This is a genomic window from Streptomyces sp. NPDC088354 (assembly GCF_044753585.1).
GTDB lineage: Bacteria > Actinomycetota > Actinomycetes > Streptomycetales > Streptomycetaceae > Actinacidiphila.
In genome coordinates this window covers 472794-498732 of record NZ_JBIVNJ010000002.1, presented here as the reverse complement: position 1 = coordinate 498732, position 25939 = coordinate 472794, and the positions used below count along the sequence as shown (strand labels likewise).

Sequence of the window (25939 nt, the reverse complement as noted above, 5' to 3'; positions counted from 1 at the left end):
CCCCTCCCGCCCCTCGGGTTGACGCGCGAACCGGCCCGGAGCCGCCCGCCCCGGCCGCGCCGCCGCCCGCCCCGGCCGGCCCATCCCCCTGGCATGAACGGACCGGTCGGCGGGAAGGCGCGCCTGCGGAACCCGCCCCGTACGCAGAACGCCAGGAGGTGGCCCCATGGCAGGGTCGACCGCGCACGCCGATCCCCCGGGATCGATCCGTACGGACGTGCCCGCACGGCTGGACCGGCTGCCCTGGACCCGCTGGCACTGGCGCATCGTGATCGGGCTCGGCACGGTCTGGATCCTCGACGGCCTCGAGGTGACCATCGTCGGCAACATCGCCGGCCGCCTCGCGGAGTCCGGCAGCGGCATCGACATCAGCACTGCCCAGGTCACCACCCTCGCGGCGGCGGTGTACGTGGCCGGGGCGTGCCTGGGAGCGCTGTACTTCGGCCGACTGACCGACCGGCTCGGCCGCAAGAAGCTGTTCATGGTCACCCTCGCCGTCTACCTCGTGGCGACCGCGGTCACGGCGTTCTCGTGGACCGCGTGGTTCTTCATCCTGTGCCGCTTCTTCACCGGCTTCGGCATCGGCGGCGAGTACGCGGCCATCAATTCCGCGATCGACGAGCTGATCCCGGCCCGGGTCCGCGGCCGGGTGGACCTGATCATCAACGGCAGCTTCTGGGTCGGCGCGGCGGTGGGCGCCTTCGCCTCCATCGCCCTGCTGAACACCGCCCTGTTCGCCACCGACGTCGGCTGGCGGCTCGCCTTCGCCATCGGTGTCGTCCTGGGCCTGGTCATCCTCCTCGTCCGCCGCCATGTGCCGGAGAGCCCGCGCTGGCTGTTCGTCCACGGCAGGGCCGAGGAGGCCGAAGGCATCGTCGCGGACGTCGAGCGCGAGGTCCACGAGCAGACCGGGCAACGGCTTCCGGAGCCGGAGGGCAGCATCCTCATCACCCCGCGCGGCGACATCGGCTTCCTCACCATCGCCCGCACGGTGACCCGCACCTACCCCCGGCGCACGATCCTCGGCCTCTCCCTCTTCGCGGGCCAGGCCTTCCTCTACAACGCCGTCACCTTCGGCTACGCCGTCATCCTGACCACGTTCTTCGACGTCCCGAACGGCGACACCGGGTACTACTTCGCCGTGATCGCGGTCGGCAACTTCATGGGACCGCTGCTGCTCGGCCACCTCTTCGACTCGGTGGGCCGCAAACCGATGATCTCCGGCACCTACATCGGCTCCGGTGTGCTTCTCCTGGGCACCGCCTGGCTGTTCCAGCAGGGCGTGCTCAGCGCGTTCACGATGACCGCCTGCTGGACCGCCGTGCTCTTCCTGGCCTCGGCGGGTGCCAGTGCCGCGTACCTCACGGTCAGCGAGATCTTCCCGCTGGAGACCCGGGCGCTGTGCATCGCGTTCTTCTACGCGGTCGGCACGGCCCTCGGCGGCATCACCGGCCCGCTGCTCTTCAACGGCCTGGTCAGCAGCGGCAAGCCGTCCGACACCACGCTCGCCTTCTGCATCGGCGCCGTGCTGATGATCCTCGCCGGGGGCGTGGAAGCGGCCATCGGGGTGCGCGCGGAGCGCCGCAGCCTGGAGTCGCTGGCCTCGCCGCTCAGCGCCGTCGACGAGTCCGGGCGGACCGCCGCCGCGAAGGGCTGAGACCCCGCGGCCGTCCGGCTCAGCGCGTGCGACGGGCCACCAGGCCGCGCAGGAAGGCGGCCTGGCCGGCGTGCTGCAGGTCGTCGGAGACGACGCTGACCAGCCGGACGGCGAGGGTCACGGGCGGGTCCCAGCTCTCGTCGACGACACGCTCGAAGTCGGCCTCGTGCAGGGTGCGGAGATAGCCCACGGTGTGGTCGTGGACGGCGTCGTGGTAGCCGGTCAGCAGCTCGCCCGTCGGCACCCGCACCGCGTCGACCTCTTTGCGGACGTGCCCGTACCCGGTGTCGTACACCGGCAGGGCCAGGTCGAAGCGGTCGGCCCAGCCGTCGGCGGTCCACAGCTGCTCGCTGCCGGCGGCGTCGGCCACGTGGTCGTCCTGGATCCGTGTGAGGTGCCAGACCAGCCAGGCGATGGAGTTGGAGCGGTGCTCCAGGCGGGCGTGCAGTTCGTCGGGCGACAGGCCGTCGACGGCCTCGTGGACGACCTCCTGGATCCGGCCGAAGGCGTCTACCAGCAGTCGGGCGCTCTTCACGGGTACTCCCTGCGATCGGTGCGGGCCGGGGGCTGCGCCCCACGCTAGGCCGCCTCCCCGGCGGCGGCCACGAGACACTCCAGGACCCGGCGCAGCGCCGGCTGCTCCGCGGTGCCCGTGGCGAGCAGGGCGGAGACGGTACGGGTCACCGGGCGGGCCGGCGGGTGCAGGCTGACGCCGTCCAGGGCGGCGGGGAGGGCCATGCGCGGTACGAGGGCGACACCCGCCCCGGCCCCGACGAGCGCGGTGAGCACGGCGAAGTCGGAGGCCAGCGCCACCGGCCGGGGGACGAACCCGGAGGCTCCGCAGGCCCGCCGGGTCAGCTCGTGGCACGAGGTCTCGGGCCCGGGCATCAGCCAGTTCTCCCCGGCGAGGCCGGCGAGGTCGGCAGGCTCCCCGGCGGCCAGCCGCAGCCGGTCCGCGAGGTCCGCGGGGAGGGCCAGCAGCACGGGCTCGTCGAGCAGATGGTGCCGCTCGCACCCCGCGGGGACGTCGCGGGGCAGCAGGCTGTACGCGTGGACCACGGCGATGTCCGTCTCGCGGCGGCGCAGCGCGCCGGCGGCGGCGTCCGGCTCGTGCTCGGCGATGCGCAGTTCCGCCGGGCCGGTGCCGTCCGCGGCGGCCCCGGCGGCGAGCCGTGCCCAGGTCCTCGGCAGCAGGACGCGGGCGGCGGAGGGGAACGCGGCGACGCGCACCGGCGCCCGGCCTCCGCCGCGCAGGCCCTCCAGGGCGGCTTCGGCGGACGCCAGATCGCCCAGGATGACCTCGGCGTGCTCCACGAGCAGCCGGCCCGCGGGGGTCAGCCGCAGCGTGCGCCCGTGCTTCTCCAGGACGGCGACGCCCGCCTCGCGCTCCAGCGCGGCCAGTTGCTGCGAGACCGCGGGGCCGGTCAGGTGCAGGGCCTCGGCGGTGGCGGCGATGGTGCGGTGCACGGAGAACTCGCGCAGCAGGGTCAGCCGGCGGACGTCGAGCACGAAGCTCACCTTCTCGTTCCGCATAGAAAGAGTAACTGGATCTTCTGAATCCTAGCGGGGACAGTGGAGGGCGTGCAGAGTTCCCCCCGCTCCCTGGCCCTCGCCGGCACCGTGGTGCTGTGGGCGTCCGCCTTCCCCGCGATCCGCGTCGGGCTCGACGGTCTCGGCGTCGCGGGACTGTCGTTCCTGCGCCTGGCGGTCGCCTCGGTGGCGCTGGCGGCCGTGGCGCCGCTGGCGGGGGTGCGGCGGCCGCGAGGGCGCGACCTGCCGCTGATCCTGCTGTGCGGGCTGACCGGGATGAGCGCCTACCAGGTGCTGCTGAACTGGGGCGAGGTGCACGTCCCCGCCGGGACCGCGAGTCTGCTCGTCGCGTTCGCGCCCGTGTTCAGCGTGCTGCTGGCCACCGCCTTCCTCGGCGAGGCGCTGACCGCGCGCATCGTCCTCGGCAGCCTGGTGGCCGTCGCGGGCGCCGTTGTCATCGCCTTCGCCCACGGCGGCGCGCGGGTCTCCGCGGGGGCCCTGGTCGTTCTCGCGGCGGCTGTCGTCCAGGGGACGTACCACGTGGCCACGAAGCCGCTGCTGGCCCGCCGCACGGGCCTGGAGGTCGCCTGCTACGCCATGTGGTCCGGGACGGCGCTGCTGCTGCCGCTCGCGCCGGGGACGGTGGCGGCGCTGGCGCACGCGCCCGCCGCCGCCATCGGGTCCGCCGTCTACCTCGGCCTGCTGCCCTCCGCGCTGGGCTTCGTGATCTGGGGCTGGGCGGTCGCCCGTACGACGCTGGCCGTCTCGACGGCGGCGCTCTACCTCGTCCCGCCGGTCGCCGTCGCCGTCGCCTTCGTGTGGCTCGGCGAGACCCCGCACTGGATCGAACTGGGCGGCGGGGCGCTCGGGATCGCCGGCGTCGTGCTCATCAACCGGCGGCGGCCCCCGGCGGGCGCCGTCCCGGGAGCGGGGGCTCAGCGGAGCGCGACCGCCAAGGTGACGACGTAGGGCTCATCGACCGTGCCGTCCGGGAAGAGCGAGGTCAGCCGCTCCCGTTCGGCCGCGAGGAAGTCCCGGGCCCGCTCCTCGCCGAGCACGAGGAAGGCGGAGTGGCTGCCGAGGCTCCCCAGGTGGACCTCCAGCGGTACCCGCCGCGTCCAGGCCACCCGGCGCACGGTGAACTCCGGCCCCTCCGGCACCCGGTCCTTGGAACCGCCGCCCAGGGCCCCGCCGCCGTGCCCGAAGTACGCCCGCAGCCGGGCCTCCTGGTCCGCCAGCCAGGGCGCCGAGCGGTCGAAGTCGTTGCGCCACACCGCGAAGGCGCCGCCCGGGCGCAGTACCCGCAGCGCCTCCGGCACCGACGCCGCCGGGTCCGTCCAGTGCCAGGCCTGCGCGTACGTCACGAAGTCCATGACGCCGGTCGCCAGCGGCAGCCGGTCGCCCTCACCGCGCACGACGGGCACGTCCGGCAGCGAGCGGCGGAACTGGGCGGACATGCCGTCCCCCGGCTCCACGGCCACGACGCGGGCGCCGCGGGCGTGCAGCAGCGCCGTCGCGATCCCGGTCCCCGCCCCGACGTCCGCCACGCGGGCGCCGGTCAGCGACCGGTCCGCGACCTCCTCCAGGGCGTCCAGCAGCGACACCGGGTAGGAGGGGCGGTTCGCCGCGTACTGGGCGGCCGCCTTGTCGAACGAACGGGCACGGGAAATGGTCGTCATGCCCCCATCCTGCGTCGCCGCGCGCCCACCGGGCGAAAGCTTTGCCCTTCCGTGGTCAATTCCACTGGCGGCGGTAGGCGTGCCCCCCTCCGCCGCTCGCGGGCCTGATCCACAGCGTGGCCAGCAGCCCCAGGAAACTGATGGCGATGACGAGCACCCCGGGGCCGATGCCGCGGCCGCTGCTGATGGCGGCGAAGGCCGAGGTGTCGGCGGCCGTGCCCGGATAACCGGCGGCCCCGGGGACCGCCGGGGCGTTCTGCCCGCCCTGCGCCCCGGGAGCGGCCGGCGCGGCCGGGGCCGCGGGCGCCGTCTGCCCGTTGGGGCCGTCCGGCTCGTTCCGGCCGCCCGGTGTGGAGCCGCCGGCGCCCGTGCCGGTCCCCGGGGTACCGGCGGGCGCGGAGGAGGCCGGGGCCGCGCCGGAGTCCTGGCCGCCCGGCGTCGCGCCGTCGCTGTCCGTGGCCCGGGGGATGCCGACGCCCAGCGCGGCCAGCGCGGTCGTCACCGGCTGGAAGAAGGTGATGCCGCCGGAGGTGCAGTCACCACTGCCGCCCGAGGTGACGCCGAGGGCGAGGCTCTGGGCGAACAGCGGGCCGCCGCTGTCCCCGGGCTCGGCGCACACCGTGGTCTGGATCAGGCCGCCGACCTGGCCCTCGGGATAGTTGACCGTCGCGTTCAGCCCGGTGACCCGGCCCGCGTGCAGGCCCGAGGTGCTGCCGCTGCGGAAGACCTGCTGTCCCACCAGTGCCTCGGCCGCCCCGTTGATCCGCACCGCCCGTCCGTCGCCGAGGTTCACCACGCTCGCGCGGTCGTCGTCGGCCCCGACCGGGTCGCCGTAGCGGATCAGGGAGAAGTCCGCACCGGGAAAGGAGCTCGCGACCGTCGTGCCGACCCCGGTGGCACCCCGGTTGTCGCCGAACCAGGTGGTGCCGACCGGGCCGCAGTGACCCGCGGTCAGCAGGAACGTCTCCTGGCCGTTGGTGACGTTGAAGCCGGCCGAACAGCGGCTGCCCCGGGTGAAGATGGGCGCGGCCCCGGCGGTACGGGTGGTGAACGTGTCCGTGGTCCGCTCCATGCGGACCGCGTCCCCGATGCCGTCGGCGACGTCCTTCAGCCGCGACCAGTCCTCGGCCGAGACGGTGCGGTCCGCGAGGACCACCACCGTGTTCGTCCTCGGGTCGACCGACCACGCCGTGCCCGCCACCCGTGGTGCCTCGCGGAGCGTGTCACCGGCCGAACTCAGCTCGCGCATGCTGTGGCGCACGATCTTCGCCCGCGCGCCCGCCCGGGTCACCTCGGCCGCGGACGCGTCGTCGGTGACGGCGACCACCGCGCGGCCCTGGGCGTCCACCCAGCTGCCGGCGGTGCGGGAGTCGCCGAGCCGGCTCTCCAGCTGTCTGGCGAGGGCCGCCGCGCTCCCCACGCTCTGCGCGCCGTCGGCCGGGGCGTCCAGGACGCGGTGGCTGCCGCCGCCGTCCTGTGACGCGTTCGCCCCGGCCTGGGACACCATCACCCCGCCGCAGACGACTCCCGCGACGGCCACGAGCCGTATCGCGCGCTGCACGTGACGCCGTGTGCGCCTCACCCAGACCCCTACTTCCGCATCCGTACGCGGACCCGCGGACCCGGGCCCACCCTCCATACGTGCGGTACGCGCCGCGTGCTCACCGCCCCGGCGACCGGTGTCCGCGAGGCCGGCTCGGGCGGGGGTGAGGCGGGCCGGGGCGGTCGTCCCGGGTGCCCGGGCCGGGGCGAGGACCTATGGTGACGGAGAGGCGCCATGCGGGCGCCGTCCGCGACGGCGCGTCCGTGCCGCCGGGGTGAGCCGTCAAGGAGCCGTGATGGGCGGACAGTTCGAGGCAGTGGTCGAGATCGGCCGGTCCGTGGGCGAGGTCTTCGCCTACCTCGCCGAAGGCACGCACGACCCCGAGTTCAGCCCCCGGGTGCAGGAGATCAGGAAGAGCCCGGCGGGTCCGACCACCGTGGGCACGATCTTCACCAGCGTGGTCAAGGACGCCGGGATGAAGACCCGGCGGGAGTTCCGGATCACGGCGCTCGACGCGCCCAACCGGATCCGCTGGGCGGAGCAGTCCAAGAACCTGGTCACCGCGACGCAGGGCGGTTACGACCTGGAGCCGGTCGCCGAGCGGGTGACGCGGCTGCGCATCTTCAACGAGCTGGAGGGGCACGGCGTCGGCAAGCTGCTCGTCGGGCTGGCCCTGAGCGCGGCCCGCAAGGACGCGCCGGCCTTCGGGCAGCGCATCAAGGCGGCCGTCGAGGCCTCCTGACGCGCGGCGCACCACGCCGCGGCCGGGTCCGGCCGCGCCCCCGCGTCACCCGGGAGTGCGGCCGGGCCGGGGTCAGTAGCGCAGTACCGCGGCGATGCGCTCGTGCTCGGCGAGGGTGTCCGGGGGCAGGAAGACGACCTCCGCGCCCTTGTCGAGCGCGGTCTCCACGACCTCGTCCACGATGTCCTCGCGCACACCGCCCTCGAAGCCGCCGGCCTGTTCGCCGTCGCCGTCGACCGGGACCAGGTGGCCCTCCGACACCTTCACGATGCGCTGGTAGTCCTCCTCGACCGCGACCAGCTCGGCCCGGCCCTCGCACACCGACTCCCAGACCTCGTCCAGTCCGGCGGCGAAGGTGCGGCGGCTGCGGGCCTCCTCGAGCCGCGCCCCGACCCGCTGGGTCTCCTGGCGGGCGAACTCCTCCTTCGCGGGGGCGAGTTCCTGCAGCAGGGTCGGCTCGGGGGCGTCGACCAGACCGCCCTTGAGCACGGTGGCCACGGCGGCGTCGGAGGCCGTGCCGACCTCCTTGAGCAGCCCGACGGCGTCGGGGAGCCCGACCAGGTACAGCGGTCGGGCGTCCGTGCCCAGCAGCGCGGCCAGCGCGGTGTCGACGGAGCGCAGGAAGCGCCGGGTCTCCTCGTTGCTGAAGGTGCTCGGGTGGTCGCCGATCTGCTCCAGCCGTTCGGGGTCCCACTCCAGGTGTTCCGGCTCCGCGGGGAAGCCGTCGCCCTCATGGGCGTGGAGCGACCGCCCCGTGCCACTCCACAGCCTCGCGCGGTCGGCGGCGACGCCGAGCACCCAGTACGGGCGGGCACGGGCCTTGGCGGCGACCAGGTTCCGGGTGAGGAAGCTGTCGCTGATGACCACGCGCTCGGGCACCGGGCGCGGCAGGACCCACAACTGGTGGTCCTCCTCTGTGGCGTACATGACCAGCCCGTCGAGGGAATGCCGCAGGTCCACCTCGGACGCGACCCGCTGGAGCTGGCCCTTGATGTTCATCCGGGTCCGGCGGGACGCGTCCGGGTCGTTCTCGACCCGGCGTTCGGCCTCGGCGATCAGATTGCGCAGCCGCACCGCGTCCTGGGCGTTGTCCGGACGCCGGTGCGTAGGCATGGTCAGCGACACCGCTGGGTACGGCCTGGTCGCGCGGAGCTCCCGCAGCGTTCCGGCCGTGAGGGCGTCGGTTTCCATGGTTGCCTCCCTGAGGTCCACGGTTGCTCCCCGCGGACGGGGGCAGCCCACCTCCCGAGCGTTTCACACCCCGCGCCGGGCCGCCTGCCGGGGAACGGGTCCCACCGGGCGGGTCAGCCGGAGGCGCGGTGCCGGGCGCCGAAGCCGCTGTCCCAGGACCACATGTGGGTGCAGGAAGGGCACTGCAGGTGCACCACGGGACCCTGGTTGGAGAGCAAGTAGCGCCAGTGGTCGGGGCAGTTGTGGCCCGCGGCGCACGTGGCGCACTCGACGTGGTCCGCGCAGCGGGGGCACGGGATCCAGGCCCGGCGGGCGGGGTCCGCCGAAGGGTCAATCGGAAGCAGCACCGTCGTCCTTCCCGGTCTCCTCGCGGGCGGGCAGGACGCCGGCGGCGACGAGCATGCGGTGCACTGCCTCCTGCTCCTCGTCCAGTCCCGAGTAGAGCAGGCGGTGGGCCTCGTCCTCGCCGCGCAGGACCTCGACCGGGTCCCAGTCGTCGCCGAGGGCGGCGACGACCTCGGCGCGACGGGCCGTCTCGTGCTCGGTGAAGTCGAGCTCGAAGGTGTGGAGCTGGTCCGGGGATTCGTTGTGGTTCATGGTTGCTCGCCCGCTCCCGCGGCACTCGGGGTTCAATCAAACGTGTGTATCAAAATGCCGGACTTGCTGGGAAGTGCTCGAACCCCGAATGTGACGCACCCCATGCCGGTCAGGGGCGTTTGGCGAACCCGCGGCGGACGGTCGCCAAGGGCCGGAAGGGCTTGCGCGCGGTGCTCGTGCCGGGCGTGCCCTTGGGGCGGCCGGCCTTGGCGGGAGCGGCCTTGCGCGGCGTGCTCCTGGCCGCGGGGGCGGTCTCGGGCGCGGGGGTCGCGGCGGGCTCGGGCAGGGCGTGCACGACCCGGCCGAGCCGGCGGCCGAGGAGCAGGTAGCCGAGCAGGGCGCCCGTGGTGTTCATGATCACGTCGTCGACGTCGAAGGCCCGGCCCTGCACGACCGCGCCCTGTGCGAGCTCGACGAGGACCATCACCAGCCCGGTGGTGACCACGACCCGCAGCGCGCCGCGCGCCTTGGGCGCCAGTACCGGCAGCAGCACACCGAAGGGCATGCCCAGCAGGACGTTCCCGCCGACCTGGCGGACGGCTCCGGCCACCGTGTAGCGCTCGTAGTACTGGCGGAGCGAGGCTCCCGGGTGGAGATTGGCGTGCGCCAGTCCCTCGGAGGCGTACGAGGGGGAGAGCGTCGCGCGGGCGAGCACCGCCCCGAAGGCCACCATGGCGACGAACGCCAAAGCCATCGCCGCCCACCGGCCCACCGTCGCCAGCACCGACCGGCGCCTTCGCTCCGGTACCTCCGGCACCTCCGGCGATCTCCTGCGCCACACCGACCGACCCACTGAGCCCCTCCTCCGGTCCTGGCCCCCGCCTCCGACCGGATACCCCGGAAGCGGCGGAGGATGCCCTGCTCCGGGGCCGGGCTTCGCGGGCGGGACGGAACGGCCGGTACGCCGCCCGCGCGGTCACCCCGTCGGCGCGCTGGGCGCACATCGCGGCGGCGCACCCGCGCGGCCCCGCCCAGTTCCCCCAGCAGGTCGGCGAGCACCGCCCGGCCGGCTGCGAGGGATTCCGCTCCGCAGCGCCTGGTCAGCCGCTCCTCCAGCGCGGCCCGGGCCCGGCGTGCGGCGGCGACGGCCTCGCGGCCGCGTGGAGTGAGGCGCACGAGCCGCACACGGGCGTCGCCGGGGTCGGGGACGCGCTCGGTGTACCCGAGGCGTTCGAGCTCGGCGACGGCCTTGGACGCGCCCTGCTGCGTCATGCCGAGCCTCGCGGCGAGGTCGCCGACGGTGGGTTGTCCCTGCACGAGGTGCTGGAAGACGTGGCCGTGCGACAGGCGCAGGTCGCCGAAGCCCCGGGCGGCCAGTTCCGCCCGGACGGCGTCGCCGACCACGAGGCCGTCTCGCGCGGGGCGTTCGGTGAGGAACTGGCCCGCTTCCTCACCGAGGACGTGGTTCACCGGGAGTTGCCCGACGCCCTCTTGCCCGAGGGCGCGGTGCGCGACCTGTCCGCACCGCTGGAGGCGGCCCGACGCGGGCGGCAGGGACTGCGCGAGCAGACCTTCGGGGGCGTCAACGCCGTCGCCGCGCGGGACACGGTCGCACGGGAGGTGGCCTGGGAGGGCACCCTGGCCGTCCCGTTGGGCGACCCGCCGGCAGGACACGTGCTGCGGGCGCACATCGGCACGTTCCTGGAGTTCCGGGACGGCCGGATCGCCGGGCAGCGGAACTACGACTGCTACGAGCCGCTGCGCGCCGCGGCTGCCTGAGCCGGCGACGCCCCCGCCGCCTCCTCGGCGGCGGGGGCGGCCGGCGGGTACCGGTCGATATGACGGTTCGTCAGTTGCGGTACCACTTCTGGTTGGAGGTGCCGTAGCAGGTCCACAGCTGCAGCGTCGTGCCGTTGCCGGTGGCCTTGTCCACGACGTCGACGCACTTGTCGGCGTGCGGGTTCACCAGGTCGCCCGCGCTGTTGAGGACGAACTGCTGCGCCCAGCCGCCGTTGCACTTGGCCAGCTGGACCGCCGTGCCGTTGGCGGTGGACGCCCAGGCCAGGTCCATGCACAGACCGAGGGAGTGGACCGAACCGTCGGAACGGAAGTCCCACTTCTGCGAGGCAGCACCGCCGCAGTCCCAGATCCGCAGGCGGCTGCCGTCGCGGCCGATGCCGTCCGACGCGTTGGTGATGTCGATGCACCGTCCGGAGGCCGAGCTGCGGATGCGCACGCCGGGAACCGTGACGGTCTGCTGCGTCTTGGTGGGCTTCGGGGTGGGCTTGGTGGCCGAACCGCTCGTCCCGGAGCCGGAGCCGGAGCCGGAGCCGGTGGTGCCGGAGCCGTTGGTGCCGGAGCCGGAGGAGCCCGTGCCGCCCGTGCCGGTCGTGCCGGTCGTCGTGCTGCCGCCGCCGCCGGTGGTGCTGCCGCCGCCCGCGGCCGCGATGCCTCCGCTGCCGCCGCTGTGGACCGTGCCGTTGCCGCCGCCGGTGAGGACCGTCCCGGCGCCGCCGCCCGTCACGCCGCCGGTGCCGCCGCCCGTGCCGCTCACCAGGCCGCGCGGGCCGGAGTTCTGGGAGTCGGTGTGGGTGCCGACGGTGGGTGAGCCGGTGGACGCCGAGGGGTCCGATCCCGCCTCCCCGGGTGTGCCGGCGGACACGGAGGCGGCCGGAGCGGCGGCCACCGGGCCGCCGTCGGCGCCGTGTTCGGGGAACACGTCGATCTGTGCGAGCAGGGGAACCACCAGCACCGCGCAGCCGACGACGGCGGCCGCCGTGGCTGTCGCGGCCCACACCCGCTTGCCCGGCAGCAGCCCCCGGCGGGGCAGTGCGGGGCGCCGTGCGAAGTGCTCGCTGAAGCGCTCGGGTGCTCCTTCGAGCACCTCGGGGTGCCGTGGCTCGGATGGGGACGGCACATCGTCTCCTGTCGTATCGGTGGGGCTGCCGCGAAGCATGAAGGTGCCGGTCCGCGCGAGTTCAGCCGGAACGTGCACATTGGACGAACGTCGTCTTAAGAGCCTCGCCAAATGATCGACTGTTCGCCAACCTCGTAAGTACAGCACGCCCTGGCGGGCAATATCGTTCACCCCCATGGGCACGAACGAGTCCGGTCACCAGGGCCGATGACATCCTCCGGGAGCCGGCGCCGTGACCCCCACAGAAGACGACGCGCAAGGGGGGCGCCCGGATCTCGCGGCCCGCCTCCTTGCCGAGACCGAAGTCCTGCGACGTTATGTCGGCGGCCTGATGGGCGGCGACGTGCACGCCGCCGAGGACGTCCTGCAGGAGACCCTGCTGCGGGCCTGGCAGAGCGCCGGACGGCTCGACCTCGACGAGCGGCCGATCCGCATGTGGCTCTTCCGCGTCGCCCGCAACCTCGCCGTCGACCACCGCCGCCGCGACCGCTCCGTACCCGTCGGGGTCACCGCCGCGGACTTCGCGGGCACCGCGCTCGCGCCCGTCCGCGACCACGCCGGCGCCGTCGAGGACCGCTCCCTCCTGGTCGGCGCCCTGCGCGCGCTCGCGCCCGCGCACCGCGAGGCGCTGGTCCGCGTCCACGTGATGGGCCAGGCCGGCGAGGACGTCGCCGTCCAGCTGGGCGTCCCGCGCGGGACGGTCAAGTCCCGTACCCACCACGGGGTGCGCGCCCTGCGCGCGGAACTCGCGCGCCGGGGTATCCGCGGCGCGGCCGCCTGAGCACCCGGCCGGTCCTGGCGCGCAGTGCCGTGCCGCCCTCCTGGCGGCGTCACGGCGGCTTCCCGTGGCGCCGTTGTGACATGTCGCAGCTGTGACACCTGAGGCCGGTGACATGCCCGTCGCCACAGCAGATTCTGTCGGACAGCGCGTGACGTCCAGCTGTACGAAAGGTGCTTGGCTGATGGCATGGATCCGCCTGACGGCGGCAATATCGACAGGACTGTTGCTGACCGCCGGAGGCGTATCGTCCGCCTCCGCCCGAACACCCCAGGAGACCGCGGCGCGACCCGCCGGCGGCCAGGGCGCGTCGTCCGTGACCGTACGCCTGGTGACCGGCGACCGTGTGACGGTGACGCCCGGCACCGACGGCCGCACCATCGCGTCGGTCGAGCCCGGGCCGGGCCGCGAGGGGATCGTCTTCCGTACGTACCAGGAGGACGGCGGGAACTTGACGGTGCTGCCGTCGGACGCCGCGGACCTGGTCTCCGCCGGGACGCTGGACCGGCGTCTGTTCGACGTCTCCACCCTGATCGCCCAGGGCTACGACGAGGCCCGCACCTCCGCGCTGCCGCTCATCGTCTCCGGCGGCCCGCAGGGCGGCGTGGCCCGGACGACGGCGAAGAGCGAGAAGGCCGCGGCCGCCGTCGCGGACCGGGTCGCCGCGTTCAACGAGGCATCGGCCCCGGCACGGACCCTCGCCAGCATCGACGCGCGGTCGCTGCGCGTCGCGGACGAGGACCTCGGCGCCTTCTGGAAGGCGCTGAACCCGGGCGCCGCCCAGGGTGCCGCGCGCGCCGCCGCGACCCCGCGGGTGTGGCTGGACGGCCGCGTCGCGCCCGTGCTGGACCGCAGCACGGCGCAGATCAACGCGCCGGCGGCGTGGAAGGCCGGGTACGAGGGCCAGGGCGTGAAGGTGGCCGTGCTGGACACCGGCGTGGACGCCACCCACCCCGATCTGGCGGGCCGGATCGCGGAGTCGAAGGACTTCTCGGGCAGCGGGAACACCGTGGACCACTTCGGGCACGGCACGCATGTGGCGTCGATCGTCGGCGGCACGGGCGCGGCGTCCTCCGGCTCCCGCAAGGGCGTGGCTCCGAAGGCGGAGCTGCTGGTCGGGAAGGTGCTCGGTGACGACGGCTACGGCTCGGAGTCGCAGGTCATCGACGGCATGGAGTGGGCGGCCGCCGAGCACGCCAAGGTCGTCAACATGAGCCTCGGCTCCGACGACCCGACCGACGGCACCGACCCCATGAGCCAGGCCCTCAACACGCTGTCCGCCTCGGGCGACACCCTGTTCGTCGTCGCGGCGGGCAACGCGGGCGAGAACGGCGAGTCCACGATCGGCTCGCCCGGTGCGGCCGACGCCGCGCTGACGGTGGGCGCCGTGGACCGCGACGACTCCCTCGCCCCCTTCTCCAGCCGCGGCCCGCGGCTGGGCGACAAGGCGGTCAAGCCGGATGTGACGGCGCCGGGCGTGGGCATCGTGGCCGCGCGTGCCGCGGGCACCACGATGGGCGACCCTGTCGACGCCAACTACACGGCGGCGTCGGGTACGTCGATGGCGACCCCGCACGTCGCGGGTGCCGTCGCGCTGATCGCCCAGCAGCACCCCGGCTGGACCGGTCAGCAGTTGAAGGACGCGCTCATCAGCACCGCGCACACCGTGTCCGGCACCAAGGTGACCGAGCAGGGCGGCGGCCGGATCGACGTCGCCGCGGCGATGCGCGCGGTCACGGCGACCGGCAGCGTGTCCCTGCCCGCCGTCCAGGTGGGCGGCGAGCGCCGGCAGTCGGGAACCCTGCACTACACCAACACCGGTGACAAGGCCGTCGACCTGAAGCTCACGGTGGCCCTGGCCACCGCCGACGGCGTGGCCCTGACGACCGGTGTCGTCACACCCGGCACGAGCACCGTGCACCTCGCCCCCGGCGCGTCCGCCGACGTGCCGCTGAGCACGGACGCCAAGAACGCCAAGCGCGGCGCCTACTACGGCTACGCCACCGCGACCGGCGCGGACGGCGCCGTGGTCGCCCACACCACCCTCTCCCTGGTCGTGCACGCGCCGCTGCACCGGCTCACCGTGATCTCCCGCGACCGCGCGGGCAAGGTGCTGCCGGGCTGGCTGCCGACGATCTGGGGCCAGGACGGCTTCGTCTCGTACACCAGCGCCGACCCCGCGGTCGCCGTCGTGGAGGAGGGCACCTACCAGGCCGACTTCAGCAGCCTGGACAACGCCGCGGACGGCCAGGAACTGGTCGAGGTGATCAACCCGCAGGTGAAGGTCACCAAGGACACCACGGTGACGCTGGACGCCTCCAAGGTCACCCCGGTGCAGATCCGCACGCCCAAGCCCGCCGAGCAGCACGGTGTCATCAGCTACCAGACATACCGGAAGATCGAGGGACACGGCCTGATCCAGGGCGTGATGTTCTTCGACGTCGCCAAGCGCATCTACGTCAGCCCGACCGCCCAGGTCACCGACGGCACCTTCGAGTTCGCCTCACGGTGGCAGATGACGGCGCCGCAGCTGCGGGCGAAGGTGTCCGGCACCTCGGCGCCCTTCGCCCCGTACTACCTGCCGGCCTCCCCGGTCCTCGACTCCAAGGGCGTCAGGCTGACCGCGGTGGACGCCGGCGCGGGCACCGCCGCCGATCTCAAGGCCGCCCACGTGCGCGGGAAACTCGCCGTCATCCGCTACGACTTCGGCAACGACGCCGAGCTGGCGAAGGCCGCCGCGGCCGCCGGGGCCAAGGCGCTCATGCTCGTCATGCCGCAGGGCTTCTACCCCTGGACGCGCTGGCAGCCGGAGGGCGACCGCCTCGCGCTGCCGGTGATGCGCGCCGGTGCGAAGGAGGGCACCGACCTGCTCGGGCGTGCCGGGAAGCGCACGACCACCGTGGACTTCTCCGGCACGGTGAAGAGCCCCTACCTGTACGACGTGCTGCAGGTGTCCCAGCAGCGCATCCCCGAGAAGGTGGTGTACACCGTCAGCGACCGCAACAGCGCGGTCGTGAAGGCCTCCTACGCCCGTACCGGAGCCTCGGCCTGGGGCAGCGAGCAGCGCTTCGGATGGCGGCCCTACCAGAGCACCGCCTGGAGCGAGACCGCGCGCGACGTGCCGATGGGCCAGGAGCGCGTGGAGTACGTGACGGCCGGGGACACGCTGTGGAGCCACATCGTGCACCACGACACGGTCATGGACCGCGACATCGCGCTGGGCGTCGGCATGCGGGACGCCGCCCACACCTACAGGCCCGGACAGCGCGCCACGGAGAAGTGGTTCGCGGGCCCGGTGCGTCCGTCGATCCCGCACGGTGTGACGGGCTGGCCCGGTTCGGTGCGCAACGGCGACACCCTGTCGCTGTACATCCCGGAGTTCACCGACTCCCAGGCCGGCCACTGGTCGTTCGCGGAGGTCAGCGCGCTGGGTGGCGGTATCGGCACCGGTGCCGCCGTGTCCGCGGTGGGTGACCCGAGCGACGTCGCCCACGCGGAGGTGTACCGCAACGGCCGGCTCGTGGCGCAGTCCGACTCCGGTGCGTGGGGCGGCTTCGAGGTGCCCGCGGGCAAGGCCGGCTACCGGCTGGACCTGACCACCGCCCGCACCTCCGCCGACTGGCGGTTCGGCACCGGCACGAAGACGTCCTGGACGTTCACCTCGGACACCGCGGCGACGGCCACGCTGCTGCCGCTGCTCCAGGTCGACTACAGCGCGCCGGTGGACCTCCACAACGCGGTGGATTCGCGGCGGTCGCACACGCTGGGTCTGAACGTGCGGATGCCGGACGGCCTGGCCGCCCCGCGCGGGGTCACGCTCAAGGTCGAGGCGTCGTACGACGACGGCCGGACCTGGACCACGGCCCGCACCAAGCGGCTCGGCGGCGGTACGGGCTTCACCGCCGGTGTGGAACGGCCGTCCCGGCTGCACGGGGACGCGTACGTGACGCTGCGGGTCACCGCGACCGACAGCGCGGGCCACAGCGTGCGGCAGACGGTCGACCGCGCCTACCTGCACCGCGGCCCCTCGGGGCGGTGACGCAGGTCGGGCGGCACGACTGACCGACGGCGGGTGCCGGGGCGCGGGCCCCGGCACCCGCCGTTTGCTTGCCCGGCGGGGGCATGCCGTGCAAACTTCAACGGGCCGTTCCGCTTATGGGGCCGGCCGCGGCGAGGGAGGGGCACGGCATGCTGGAGGCTGCAGGCCTCACGGGGATCGAGGAGACGGTGTACCGGCTCCTGGTCGGGACCGCGACCGCGTCGGCCCAGGAGGTCGCCGACCAGACCGGACTCCCGCGCGAGTCCGTCGAGGCCGTCCTGGCGGCCCTGCGCGGCAAGGGACTCGCCAGCCCCACCGACCGCGACCCGCTGCACTACGCCGCGGTACCGCCCGACGTGGCGCTGCTGCCGCGGCTGCAACGCCACGCCGACGCGCTCGACAAGGCCCGCACCGCCGTCACCGACCTGCTCGACAGCTACCGCAGCACCCGCCGCAGGCATGACCCCGGCCAGCTCATCGAGGTGATCACCGGCGCCGAGGCGCTGCGCCAGCACCTGCGCCAGATGCAGGACAACGCGCGCCACGAGATGCTCTGGTTCTGCAAGGCCCAGTACGTCGCGATGCCCTCGGGCAGCAACCGCGCGGAGTACGACGCCCTCGCCCGCGGGGTGCGCTACCGCGTGCTGTACGAGCAGGCCTTCTTCGACGACGAGGGCGCCATCGACAACGTCGTCGAGGGAGTGCGCGCCGGCGAGATCGCCCGCTCCGTCCCGCACCTACCGCTGCGTCTGGCCGTGTCCGACCGGGCCATCGCCATCTGCCCGCTGGTCCCCGGCGGGCCCCAGGGCAGTCCGAACGAGGCGACGGCCGCCCTCGTGCGCGGCAGCAGCCTGCTGGAGGCGCTCATCTCGCTCTTCGAGCGCTACTGGGAGACCGCGGTCCCGCTCAACGTCAGCGCCTCCGGCGGGGTCGAGGGAAGCGACGGTGTCATCGACTCCGACCCGCTCTCCGAGACCGACCGCCGGCTGCTCTCGCTGCTCGTGGCGGGTGTCGCCGACAAGGCCATCGCCAGTCAGATGGGGCTGAGCCGGCGTACCGTACAGCGGCACATCCAGCACATGATGACGCTCGCCGGCGCCGACACGCGGATGCAGCTCGCCTGGCAGGCCGCCCGCCGCGGCTGGCTCTGAGTCGCGCCACGACCAGGTGATATGACGATGCGTCAGAACTGGGCGGCCTGCGGCCGAGGCGGGTCGGGGCCGCGCGGGCGGCGGCCCGGGGGACCGGTGCGGGCCGGCCCCGCCGGGTCGCGGGCGGCGGCTTCCCGGACGCTGCCGTTGGCCAAAGCTTCTCGCCCTCGTCGCGGACCCGGCCGGTTGGTGGGAGGCTTGAACCATGAGTACCCGCCTACCAGCGGGTTCCGTGGAGCAGGCTGCCCTGCCGTCCTGGTCGCCCATGCTGGCGGTGGCCGGTCCGCTGCCCGGGCCGGAGGACGAGGCGCAGTACGGGTTCGAGCCGCTCTTCAACGGTGCCCGAGTTCTCGTCCATCTACCGGGGGACGGCCGGGTTCGGCTGATCTCCGGGATCGGCCAGGACGTCACGAGCGTGTATCCCGAACTACGACAACTGCCCGACGTGCTGCCACCCGGGTTGGTCGCCGTCCTCGACGGCGAGATCATCACCCTGGGAAAGCACGGCGGTCCGTCCATGGAGCGGCTGCAGCGGCGGATGAGTCTGCGGCACCCGGCGGCCGTGGAGCAGGCGGCCGTGGACATGCCGGCCCGGCTGATGGTCTACGACATCCTCCACCTGGGGGAGCCGGTGCTGCACTCCCCGTACACCGCGCGCCGCGCCCTCCTGGACGACCTGGGCATGTCCGGCCCCTTCGTCGCCGTCCCGCCGTACTGGCCGGCGATGGCGGAGGAAGCGCTGCAGCACATCCGTCAGGAGGGGTATGACGGCATCGTGGCGAAACGGCTGACCAGCCCCTATCTACCGGGGCGGCGCAGCCGCGACTGGATCAAGATCAAGAACATGCATCCTGGCGAGTCCCACTGATTCCTGCCGGCCGCCGCCGCGGCGGCCGGCCCTCGTGGGGCCGTGTGCCGGTGCCGTCCGTCCGGCCGTCCCGCCGGAGCGTTTCTCCCTTCTCTCTCCTCCCTTGTGTGTCCCGTGCTCCCGCGTGTCCGGCGGGAGCACGGGACGCGCCCGTCCGCCTCCGTTTCGTGACCGCCGCGGGGGCGTTCCCCGCTGTTCCCGGGGTAGTGGCCGAGCGACCGCCGGGGTACGCGTATCCCGCAGCAGCCGATGGGGAGAAGAGGGCGCAAGGACATGACGCATGACGTCGCGCAGATCGTCCGCAGGGCCGTCGCCGAGTACGCGGGCGTGCCGGAGGACGAGGTGGTGCCCGAGGCGACCTTCGCCGGGCTCGGGCTCGGGGACCGGGGCAAGCAGCAGGCGGCCGACGCCGTGGAGCGCAAAGTGGGCGTGATGCTGCTGGCCGACGAGGTCGAGCGGATGGGGACGGTGGGCGACCTCGTCGACACCGTGTCGGGGAAGCTCTCCGAGCAACTCTCGTCAGGCTGATCGCGCACTCTCGGTAGTCGCACACACTGCGTGGCCGGTGGGAACCCTGCGCACCCGGTGGTGGTGACGCTGCACCCAAATCCCCTGTGAGGCAGGGGATTTGGGCTGCGGACGAGGTGTCAGGAGGTGCCGTTCCCGACCTCCGGAAGCCATGTTTATTTGTCCGAGTTCACGTAATTTGTCGGAAACCTTTGACTCTGGGCCACTAACGTGCCTACGGTGCAAATGGGACGCCTTCAACTAGGCACATCGGATACGGCGTTCCACACCAGTGATGGTGTGCCCCGTCCCAAGGACCCGGGCACATCCCGGTCGCACCGGGGTCACGCGCACGAAGCCGGTGCGACGGCGACCAAGTCCTTTTGGTCGCGCATCCCAAACACGTTCACACCCCAAGGGAACGACATGCGCGCGAACAAGAACACCACTCGCAGGATTGTCGCAGCGGCCTTTGTTGCTCCGCTGCTGGCCTTCGCCGGTGCGTCAGCAGCCAGTGCGGCCACGCCGCACGAGACCGCTCCGCAGGCAGTCGCCTCCGCGCACAGCTGGGGCGGCGGCTGGGGCGGTGGCTGGGGCCACGGCGGCTGGGGCGGCGGCTGGGGCCACGGCTGGGGCGGCTACGGCTGGGGCCACGGTGGCTGGGGCGGCGGCTGGGGCGGCTACGGCTGGGGCCCGGGCTACGGAGGCTACTACGGCTTCTTCCGCTGAGGTCTGACGATCTGAGCAGAACAGTGACAGTACGACAGGGCCGCCACCTCGCCCGAGGTGGCGGCCCTGCCGCGTGCGCTGGTGGGGGCGGTCGCGGCGGACGGCGTACTCACCGCGGGAACGAGTGGAAGAGCCCGTCGGGGTCGTACCTCTCGCGCAGCGCGCCGAGCCGCGCCCAGTCCGCCGCCGTGTACGACCTGCGGGCGTGCGAGTCGTCCGCGGTCAGGTCCGCTTCGGCGATGTAGTGCCCGGTCCCGAGCGGGGCGACGGCCGCCATCGCCCCGCGCAGCCACCGGACGTTGGCCTCGTCCCGCGACGGGTCGTCCCAGACCGCGTACGCGGAGACCTTGGCGTCGCCGAGGACGGAGAAGGCCGTGTCGCCCAGCAGCCGAGGGTTCCGTGAGGCCGGCGCGAGCGCGGCAAGGACGAGGGACTTCGCCGAGGGCGCCCGGCCGAGGGCGTCGCCGAGCCGGGTCAGCAGCGTCCCCGGGTCGGCGTGGGACCAGACGGTGTCGGCCGCGTAGCGGTGCCCCTCCGGCCAGAGTGCGGCGGTGCGCGCGTACAGGGCCTGCATCGAGGTGGGCTCCGCGACGGCCCGGAGCAGCGGAGCGACGGTGAACGGCGGCTCGGCGAGCGGTGCCAGCGCGCGGGCCGCCTCGTCGTGCGAGCCGGCGAACGCGGTGCCGGACAACGAGAGGACCACCTCCCCGGAGGCGGGATCGGTCGACAGGGTGAGGACGACCTCCACGTCGGCGGGCAGGGCCCCGGCGGCGTCGGCGACCCAGTCGGCGAGCGACTCGACCTCGCCGAGGTGGCACACGTACGACGTGGTGGCGATCGCCGCCGGACCAGGCCACAGGGCCAGCCGGAAGGCGGTCACGACCGCGAAGAAGCCCGGTCCCGCGCCCCGCGCCGCCCAGAACAGATCGGCGTTCTCCCGTTCGTCGCAGCGCACCACCTCGCCGTCCGCCGTGACGGCCTCGATCGCGCGCACGCTCGCGCACGCCGGGCCCCACGCACCGGAGTTCCAGCCGAGGCCCCCGCCGAGCAGGTAGCCGCCGAGCGCGACCGCGGCGCCGTGACCGGTGGGGAAGGCCAGGCCGGCCCCGGCGAGGACGCGCGTGAACTCCCCGGACGGGAGCCCGGGCTCGACGGTCGCCGTGGCACGCGCGGGATCGACGACGCAACGGCGCAGGGCCGACAGGTCGAGCAGCATCCCGCCGTCGCGCAGGGGCGCGCCGCACCAGCTGTGGCCGCCCGAGCGGACCGCGACCCGCAGGCCCTCGGCGCGGGCCGTCGCGATCGCCGCCGGGACGTCGCGCACGGAGGCGGCGCGGACGATCACATCGGGGCGGCGGTCCGGCCGGTACCCGTTCCACAGCAGGCCGGCCCGGACGTCCTCGTAGCCGGCGTCGCCCTTGCGGACGATCGGCCCCTCGACGCCCGGAACCCGTGCGGGATCGCTCATGACGACCTCCTGGCCGCCGTCAGGCGGAGTGCCGCGTGCGTCGTCCCAGGCTAACCGCACGTCGCACGGGCCGCCCGTGGTCACGGCGGCCGCGGGGGCCGGGGTCTCCCCTGCCACCGCCGGGAGGTATCGCCGGGTCCGCGGCCGCCGTGCGGGCTCAGCCGGTGAGCCGGTCGATCTGGCGGATCTTGTTGGTCGCGTCGAGCGCGGCCACCTTGTAGGACTCGGCGAGCGTCGGGTAGTTGAACACGGCGTCCACCAGGTAGTCGACCGTACCGCCGCAGCCCATCACGGCCTGGCCGATGTGCAGCAGCTCGGTCGCCCCGGAGCCGAAGCAGTGCACGCCGAGCAGCGTGCGGTCCTCGGGCGACACCAGCAGCTTCAGCATGCCGTGGGAGTCGCCGATGATCTGGCCGCGGGCCAGCTCGCGGTAGCGCGAGATGCCGACCTCGAACGGCACGTTGTCATCGGTCAGCTGGTCCTCGGTGCGGCCGACGAAGCTGATCTCGGGGATGGTGTAGATGCCGATCGGCTGCAGGCCCCGCATCGCGTTCACCGGCTCCTCGCACGCGTGGTACGCGGCGGCCCGGCCCTGCTCCATCGAGGTCGCGGCCAGCGCGGGGAAGCCGATCACGTCGCCGACGGCATAGATGTGCGGCACCGCGGTCCGGTAGTGCTCGTCGACGGTTATCCGCCCGCGCTTGTCCGCGGCCAGTCCCGCCTTGCCGAGGTCGAGCTCCTCGGTGAGCCCCTGCCGGCCCGCCGAGTACATGACGGTGTCCGCGGGGATCTTCTTGCCGCTCGCCAGCAGGGTCAGCGCCCCGGTGGCGTGCCGCTCGACGGCCGCCACGGTCTCGCCGAAGCGGAAGGTCACGGCCAGGTCCCGCAGGTGGTACTTGAGGGCCTCGACGATCTCGACGTCGCAGAAGTCCAGCATGCCGTCGCGCTGCTCGACCACCGTCACCTTGGTGCCGAGCGCGGCGAACATCGAGGCGTACTCGATGCCGATGACTCCGGCGCCGACGATCACCATCGAGCGCGGGACCCGCTCGAGGTTCAGCACGCTGTCGGAGTCCATGATCGTGCGGTCGTCGAACTCGACACTCGCCGGACGGGCCGGCCGGGTGCCCGTCGCGATCACGATGTGCCCCGCCGTCACCAGCGTGTCCTGGCCCGAGGCGTCCCGCACGGCGACGGTGTGCTCGTCCACGAAGCGGCCGGTGCCCGGCAGCATCGCGACCCGGTTGCGCGCCAGTTGGCTGCGGATCACGTCCACCTCCCGGCTCACCACGTGCTGGGTGCGCGCGGTGAGGTCGGCGACGGTGATGTCCTCCTTGAGGCGGTAGCTCTGCCCGTACATGTCGCGCTGGGTCAGGCCGGTGAGGTACAGCACCGCCTCGCGCAGGGTCTTCGACGGAATGGTGCCGGTGTGGATGGAGACGCCGCCCAGCATGTCGGGGCGGTCGACGATGGCGACCCGGCGGCCGAGCTTGGCCGCGGCGATGGCGGCCTTCTGGCCGCCCGGGCCGGATCCGATGACGAGCAGGTCGAATTCGGTCACGGGCCGAGTCTGACAGGGGGCGACACTCCGGGGAAAGGGAGGTCCCGGGTCGGGGTCAGCGGGCCTCGGCGACGGTGAGGACCTCGGTGATGCCGCGCGCGGCCAGATGCGCCGGGTCCTCGGCGAGCCCGGCCAGGACGAGGGCCGGCCGGACCCCGCGAGCGGTGAGGGCCGCCCAGGCCTCGAACACCTCGCCCCCCGGGGCGCAGGTGGCGCGGCGCGGCGCCGTGTCGGGGTCGCCGACGTCCACGACGAGAGCGGTGGTACGGGGGAGCGGAGCCGGTGCGGGCCCTGAACGCAGTTCCCCGGCGGCCCGGGCGACGGCGGCGCCCGCCGGTTTCACACGGCGGTCGTTGCCGAGCAGACCGAGCGTGTACTCCAGCTCCGGGAAGTCGGCCAGGCTCCGCGCGACGTCGTGGGAGCACCACCAGGTGATGCCCCACAGGTCCGTGCAGTCCAGCGCGTTGGCGATGGTGGCCGACGCGAAGGCCGCCGCGTGGTCCGGCGGGATCAGTGGCGCGGGGGCGCCGACCTCCTGGAGCCAGACGGGACGGTGCGGGTCGGTGGCCCACGCCTTGGAGAGCTCGACGAGGTACGCGGCGTGGTGCTCGGTGGCGACCCCCGCGTGGCCGTGGCGCTGGGCGGTGCCGTTGAAGACCCAGGAGTGGACGGCGGTGGCGAAGCCGAGGCGGGCGGCCTGACCGGGTGTGAAGGCGTGGTCGTCCTGGTACCAGGCCGCGTCGTACTCCGCGTGCAGGTGCAGCTTGCCGGGGGCGCCGCGCTCGCACGCGTCCAGCATCAGGCGCAGCCACGCCTCGGCCTGTGCGGGGCCGATGCGGTCCGGGTCCGGGTGCGGCGGTCCGGAGAACTGGTTGATCTCGTTGCCGACCGTCATGCCGAGGAAGTTGGGCCGGTCGGCGAGGGCCGCGGCCAGGGTGCGCAGGTACTCGGCCTCCGCCGCGACGACGTCGGGGTCGGTGAAGATGTTCCGCCGGTGCCAGGTGCCGGTCCAGGCGGGCAGGAAGTCGAAACTGGACAGATGGCCCTGCAGGCCGTCGACGTTGACGTCCAGGCCGCGTTCCGCGGCGGCGTCGACGAGGGCCACCAACTGCTCGACCGCCCGCGGCCGGATCAGCGCGCGGTTGGGCTGGAACAGCGGCCACAGCGGGAAGACCCGGATGTGGTCCAGGCCCAGGCCGGCGATGGAGTCGAGGTCGGCGCGGACCGCGTCGAGGTCGAAGTCCAGCCAGTGGTGGAACCAGCCCTGGCTCGGGGTGTAGTTGACGCCTAGGCGCGGGGTCATGGCAGGTCCAGGTGGCGAGGGGCGGGCGCGGGCGGCACGCCGGGGCTGTCGGGCGGGCCGGGGGAGTGGCCGTGCCGCGACCGGCTTCGGCCGGGGGAGCCGGCCGCCGGCGCCCACGCCAAACTGGCATCGCGCCCCCGGTAAAGTCAACTCGCTCCGGGCAAAGCCTTTTTGCGTCTGAGAATCCGCAGGTCACCGCCCTGGTGAAGAATACGGGGAGGAGCTGCTAATGCGCTTTAGGGGAACGCCGCTCAAGCGCTATAGCAGCGCGTGGTGTTCCGCGGGTGGATACTGGCACACCACAGCGGGGACACGGGGCGGCGAGCGGAGGGAGGGGTCCGATGACGGCGTACGAGCGGCCGCAGGACCCGGCGCCCGGGGGCCGCGCCGACCGGCGCGGCCCGGCACGCCGCCCGACCATGAAGGACATCGCCCGCCGTGCGGGGGTGTCCGAGAGCGCGGTCTCCTTCGCCCTCAACGACCGGCCCGGCGTGTCCGACGCCACGCGCCGCCGGGTCCGTGCGGTCGCCGAGCAACTGGGCTGGCAGGCCAGTACCGCCGCCCGCGCGCTGTCCGGCGAGGGCGCGGCCACGGTCGGCCTGGTCCTGGCCCGGCCGGCCAACACCCTCGGCCTCGAGTCGTTCTTCCTGCAACTCGTCTCGGGCCTCCAGGAGGTGCTGTCGGCGCGCCAACTGGGCCTGCTCTTCAGGGTGGTGGAGGACAGCGGGGCGGAGTGCGACGTCTACCGCAGATGGTGGGCGGAACAGCGGGTCGACGGGGTGATCGTGGTCGACCCCCACGCCGGCGACCCGCGCCCGGAACTCCTGGACTCCCTGGGCCTGCCCGCGGTCGTCATCGGCACCACACCGGACGGTGCCGCCGCGCGCCCCGGGATCTCCACCGTGTGGGCCGACGACACCGCCGCGATGGCCGCGATCGCCCGCCACCTCCACGCCCTCGGCCACCGCCGCGTCGTGCACGTCGCGGGGCCGCCGCACCTGTCGCACACCGCGCGCCGCCTCGCCTCGCTCCGCGCCGAGGCCGCGCGCCTCGGGGTGGCCGCGGCCCGCTCGGTCACCACGGACTACTCCGGCGAGCAGGGTGCCGAGGTCACGAGCCGCGTGCTGGCCGGCGCCGATCCGCCCACGGCGATCGTCTACGACAACGACGTGATGGCGGTGGCGGGCGCGGCCGTCGCCGCCCGGCGCGGGCTGTCCGTACCGGGCGACCTGTCCCTCGTCGCCTTCGACGACTCGCCGCTGTGCCGGACCACCCACCCTCCGCTGACCGCGCTCGTGCGGGACACCCTCGCGGTGGGGCGCTGTGCCGCGACGGAGCTGCTCGCGCTTCTCGCGGGCGGTTCGGCGCGCCGCGTCCAGGTGCCGACGCCGCGGCTCTGTGTGCGTGCCAGCACGGCCCCGCCTTCGGCGGCCTGACCGGTTTTCCCCCGCCCGCCCTCCCGGGTGCCCTGTGAAGTCAGTGACCCCGGCGCGCGTGTTGGGTGGGCCGGGTGCGGGGCCTCCGGGGCTGCACGTCCTGGACTGTGATATTTACGCGCGTTTCCAGCACTTGCTCATCCCGTCCCTGCCCGGATGGTGCGCACAAATATCCCGCAGCGTCCAGAACATCCACCCCTACGACCCCGCCCCCTCCGTCTCCATATGCGCCTGATCCCCGGTGGGGGGTGTGGGGGCGGTCCGGGGTGACCGCGGTTGCCTGACTCCACCCCTTCGGCCTGC

Annotated in this window: 23 protein-coding genes and 1 pseudogene; 11 read left to right on the top strand and 13 right to left on the bottom strand. The window is 73.8% G+C overall.

Annotated elements, in window-relative coordinates; all coding sequences use genetic code 11:
• Positions 1-166: 166 nt before the first annotated feature.
• Positions 167-1657, top strand: a complete 1491-nt coding sequence (locus tag ACIP98_RS05580) for an MFS transporter (protein WP_319660500.1) — start codon at positions 167-169, stop codon at positions 1655-1657.
• 19 nt (positions 1658-1676) lie between these two features.
• On the opposite strand, the gene ACIP98_RS05575 is transcribed toward ACIP98_RS05580, so the two are convergent.
• Complete coding sequence (locus tag ACIP98_RS05575; RefSeq protein ID WP_401973888.1) at positions 1677-2192, bottom strand: DUF664 domain-containing protein; 516 nt, start codon at positions 2190-2192, stop codon at positions 1677-1679.
• Between the two features lie 44 nt (positions 2193-2236).
• A complete protein-coding gene (locus tag ACIP98_RS05570) occupies positions 2237-3190 on the bottom strand; it encodes a LysR family transcriptional regulator (RefSeq protein WP_401973886.1) in 954 nt (317 codons plus the stop codon).
• A gap of 48 nt (positions 3191-3238) precedes the next feature.
• On the opposite strand from ACIP98_RS05570, the gene ACIP98_RS05565 reads away from it, so the two are divergent.
• On the top strand, positions 3239-4156 hold the full coding sequence (locus ACIP98_RS05565; protein WP_401973884.1) for a DMT family transporter: 918 nt from the start codon (positions 3239-3241) through the stop codon (positions 4154-4156).
• On the opposite strand, the gene ACIP98_RS05560 is transcribed toward ACIP98_RS05565, so the two are convergent.
• Together ACIP98_RS05560 and ACIP98_RS05555 are read right to left on the bottom strand one after the other, a co-directional pair.
• The gene (locus tag ACIP98_RS05560; RefSeq protein ID WP_401973882.1) at positions 4123-4866 is read right to left on the bottom strand and encodes a class I SAM-dependent methyltransferase; all 744 of its coding nucleotides are present in this window, start codon (positions 4864-4866) and stop codon (positions 4123-4125) included. The two genes, ACIP98_RS05565 and ACIP98_RS05560, sit on opposite strands and share 34 nt — an antisense overlap.
• Positions 4867-4921: 55 nt before the next feature.
• Positions 4922-6448 carry a S1 family peptidase gene (locus tag ACIP98_RS05555; protein WP_401973880.1) on the bottom strand — a complete coding sequence of 509 codons (1527 nt, stop codon included), beginning with the start codon at positions 6446-6448 and terminating at the stop codon, positions 4922-4924.
• 256 nt (positions 6449-6704) lie between these two features.
• Here ACIP98_RS05555 and ACIP98_RS05550 point away from each other — a divergent pair, with 256 nt between their 5' ends.
• A complete protein-coding gene (locus ACIP98_RS05550) occupies positions 6705-7151 on the top strand; it encodes an SRPBCC family protein (RefSeq protein ID WP_319660494.1) in 447 nt (148 codons plus the stop codon).
• 72 nt (positions 7152-7223) lie between these two features.
• On the opposite strand, the gene ACIP98_RS05545 is transcribed toward ACIP98_RS05550, so the two are convergent.
• The 5 genes and pseudogenes from ACIP98_RS05545 to ACIP98_RS05525 form a co-directional block, all read right to left on the bottom strand.
• Positions 7224-8342, bottom strand: coding sequence for a chemotaxis protein (locus tag ACIP98_RS05545; protein ID WP_401973878.1), 1119 nt, complete (start codon positions 8340-8342; stop codon positions 7224-7226).
• A gap of 113 nt (positions 8343-8455) precedes the next feature.
• A complete protein-coding gene (locus ACIP98_RS05540; protein ID WP_401973983.1) occupies positions 8456-8686 on the bottom strand; it encodes a hypothetical protein in 231 nt (76 codons plus the stop codon).
• On the bottom strand, positions 8673-8939 hold the full coding sequence (locus ACIP98_RS05535; RefSeq protein ID WP_319660491.1) for a DUF6400 family protein: 267 nt from the start codon (positions 8937-8939) through the stop codon (positions 8673-8675). Before ACIP98_RS05535 ends, ACIP98_RS05540 begins: the two co-directional genes overlap by 14 nt.
• Positions 8940-9048: 109 nt before the next feature.
• Positions 9049-9696: a VanZ family protein gene (locus ACIP98_RS05530; protein WP_401973877.1), complete on the bottom strand. Its 648-nt coding sequence runs from the start codon at positions 9694-9696 to the stop codon at positions 9049-9051.
• A gap of 350 nt (positions 9697-10046) precedes the next feature.
• Positions 10047-10283 (bottom strand): annotated as a pseudogene (locus ACIP98_RS05525) (MarR family winged helix-turn-helix transcriptional regulator); the annotation flags it as partial.
• On the opposite strand from ACIP98_RS05525, the gene ACIP98_RS05520 reads away from it, so the two are divergent.
• Positions 10212-10658 carry a nuclear transport factor 2 family protein gene (locus ACIP98_RS05520; RefSeq protein ID WP_319660488.1) on the top strand — a complete coding sequence of 149 codons (447 nt, stop codon included), beginning with the start codon at positions 10212-10214 and terminating at the stop codon, positions 10656-10658. The pseudogene ACIP98_RS05525 and the gene ACIP98_RS05520 overlap by 72 nt on opposite strands.
• A 70-nt stretch (positions 10659-10728) precedes the next feature.
• Here the strand turns inward: ACIP98_RS05520 and ACIP98_RS05515 are convergent, their stop codons facing one another.
• Positions 10729-11796, bottom strand: a complete 1068-nt coding sequence (locus ACIP98_RS05515) for a ricin-type beta-trefoil lectin domain protein (RefSeq protein WP_401973875.1) — start codon at positions 11794-11796, stop codon at positions 10729-10731.
• Positions 11797-12028: 232 nt separating this feature from the next.
• Here ACIP98_RS05515 and ACIP98_RS05510 point away from each other — a divergent pair, with 232 nt between their 5' ends.
• From ACIP98_RS05510 to ACIP98_RS05485, 6 genes are all read left to right on the top strand, one after another.
• Positions 12029-12577 (top strand): sigma-70 family RNA polymerase sigma factor, encoded by a 549-nt coding sequence (locus ACIP98_RS05510; RefSeq protein ID WP_401973873.1) that lies wholly within the window; start codon positions 12029-12031, stop codon positions 12575-12577.
• 181 nt (positions 12578-12758) lie between these two features.
• Positions 12759-16613 (top strand): S8 family peptidase, encoded by a 3855-nt coding sequence (locus ACIP98_RS05505; RefSeq protein WP_401973871.1) that lies wholly within the window; start codon positions 12759-12761, stop codon positions 16611-16613.
• A gap of 149 nt (positions 16614-16762) precedes the next feature.
• Positions 16763-17764, top strand: coding sequence for a helix-turn-helix domain-containing protein (locus ACIP98_RS05500; protein ID WP_319660484.1), 1002 nt, complete (start codon positions 16763-16765; stop codon positions 17762-17764).
• Positions 17765-17969: 205 nt separating this feature from the next.
• On the top strand, positions 17970-18632 hold the full coding sequence (locus tag ACIP98_RS05495; RefSeq protein WP_319660483.1) for a hypothetical protein: 663 nt from the start codon (positions 17970-17972) through the stop codon (positions 18630-18632).
• Positions 18633-18905: 273 nt separating this feature from the next.
• Positions 18906-19160 carry a phosphopantetheine-binding protein gene (locus ACIP98_RS05490; protein ID WP_319660482.1) on the top strand — a complete coding sequence of 85 codons (255 nt, stop codon included), beginning with the start codon at positions 18906-18908 and terminating at the stop codon, positions 19158-19160.
• Positions 19161-19565: 405 nt separating this feature from the next.
• Positions 19566-19868, top strand: coding sequence for a hypothetical protein (locus tag ACIP98_RS05485; RefSeq protein ID WP_319660481.1), 303 nt, complete (start codon positions 19566-19568; stop codon positions 19866-19868).
• Between the two features lie 109 nt (positions 19869-19977).
• On the opposite strand, the gene ACIP98_RS05480 is transcribed toward ACIP98_RS05485, so the two are convergent.
• The 3 genes from ACIP98_RS05480 to ACIP98_RS05470 form a co-directional block, all read right to left on the bottom strand.
• Complete coding sequence (locus ACIP98_RS05480; protein ID WP_401973868.1) at positions 19978-21336, bottom strand: FAD-binding oxidoreductase; 1359 nt, start codon at positions 21334-21336, stop codon at positions 19978-19980.
• A gap of 157 nt (positions 21337-21493) precedes the next feature.
• Positions 21494-22897, bottom strand: a complete 1404-nt coding sequence (gene sthA / locus ACIP98_RS05475; RefSeq protein WP_401973866.1) for a Si-specific NAD(P)(+) transhydrogenase — start codon at positions 22895-22897, stop codon at positions 21494-21496.
• 55 nt (positions 22898-22952) lie between these two features.
• Positions 22953-24200 carry a glycosyl hydrolase gene (locus ACIP98_RS05470; RefSeq protein ID WP_401973865.1) on the bottom strand — a complete coding sequence of 416 codons (1248 nt, stop codon included), beginning with the start codon at positions 24198-24200 and terminating at the stop codon, positions 22953-22955.
• A gap of 341 nt (positions 24201-24541) precedes the next feature.
• Between ACIP98_RS05470 and ACIP98_RS05465 the strand changes: the two genes are divergently transcribed.
• Complete coding sequence (locus ACIP98_RS05465; protein ID WP_319660477.1) at positions 24542-25636, top strand: LacI family DNA-binding transcriptional regulator; 1095 nt, start codon at positions 24542-24544, stop codon at positions 25634-25636.
• Positions 25637-25939: the final 303 nt, after the last annotated feature.

What these genes read in the sequence shown, in the direction of transcription:
- ACIP98_RS05580 (WP_319660500.1), top strand. Translation starts at nt 167, where the DNA reads ATGGCAGGGTCGACCGCGCACGCCGATCCCCCGGGATCGATCCGTACG.
- ACIP98_RS05570 (WP_401973886.1), bottom strand. Translation starts at nt 3,190, where the DNA reads ATGCGGAACGAGAAGGTGAGCTTCGTGCTCGACGTCCGCCGGCTGACC.
- ACIP98_RS05560 (WP_401973882.1), bottom strand. Translation starts at nt 4,866, where the DNA reads ATGACGACCATTTCCCGTGCCCGTTCGTTCGACAAGGCGGCCGCCCAG.
- ACIP98_RS05550 (WP_319660494.1), top strand. Translation starts at nt 6,705, where the DNA reads ATGGGCGGACAGTTCGAGGCAGTGGTCGAGATCGGCCGGTCCGTGGGC.
- ACIP98_RS05545 (WP_401973878.1), bottom strand. Translation starts at nt 8,342, where the DNA reads ATGGAAACCGACGCCCTCACGGCCGGAACGCTGCGGGAGCTCCGCGCG.
- ACIP98_RS05535 (WP_319660491.1), bottom strand. Translation starts at nt 8,939, where the DNA reads ATGAACCACAACGAATCCCCGGACCAGCTCCACACCTTCGAGCTCGAC.
- ACIP98_RS05505 (WP_401973871.1), top strand. Translation starts at nt 12,759, where the DNA reads ATGGCATGGATCCGCCTGACGGCGGCAATATCGACAGGACTGTTGCTG.
- ACIP98_RS05500 (WP_319660484.1), top strand. Translation starts at nt 16,763, where the DNA reads ATGCTGGAGGCTGCAGGCCTCACGGGGATCGAGGAGACGGTGTACCGG.
- ACIP98_RS05495 (WP_319660483.1), top strand. Translation starts at nt 17,970, where the DNA reads ATGAGTACCCGCCTACCAGCGGGTTCCGTGGAGCAGGCTGCCCTGCCG.
- ACIP98_RS05490 (WP_319660482.1), top strand. Translation starts at nt 18,906, where the DNA reads ATGACGCATGACGTCGCGCAGATCGTCCGCAGGGCCGTCGCCGAGTAC.
- ACIP98_RS05485 (WP_319660481.1), top strand. Translation starts at nt 19,566, where the DNA reads ATGCGCGCGAACAAGAACACCACTCGCAGGATTGTCGCAGCGGCCTTT.
- ACIP98_RS05480 (WP_401973868.1), bottom strand. Translation starts at nt 21,336, where the DNA reads ATGAGCGATCCCGCACGGGTTCCGGGCGTCGAGGGGCCGATCGTCCGC.
- ACIP98_RS05470 (WP_401973865.1), bottom strand. Translation starts at nt 24,200, where the DNA reads ATGACCCCGCGCCTAGGCGTCAACTACACCCCGAGCCAGGGCTGGTTC.
- ACIP98_RS05465 (WP_319660477.1), top strand. Translation starts at nt 24,542, where the DNA reads ATGACGGCGTACGAGCGGCCGCAGGACCCGGCGCCCGGGGGCCGCGCC.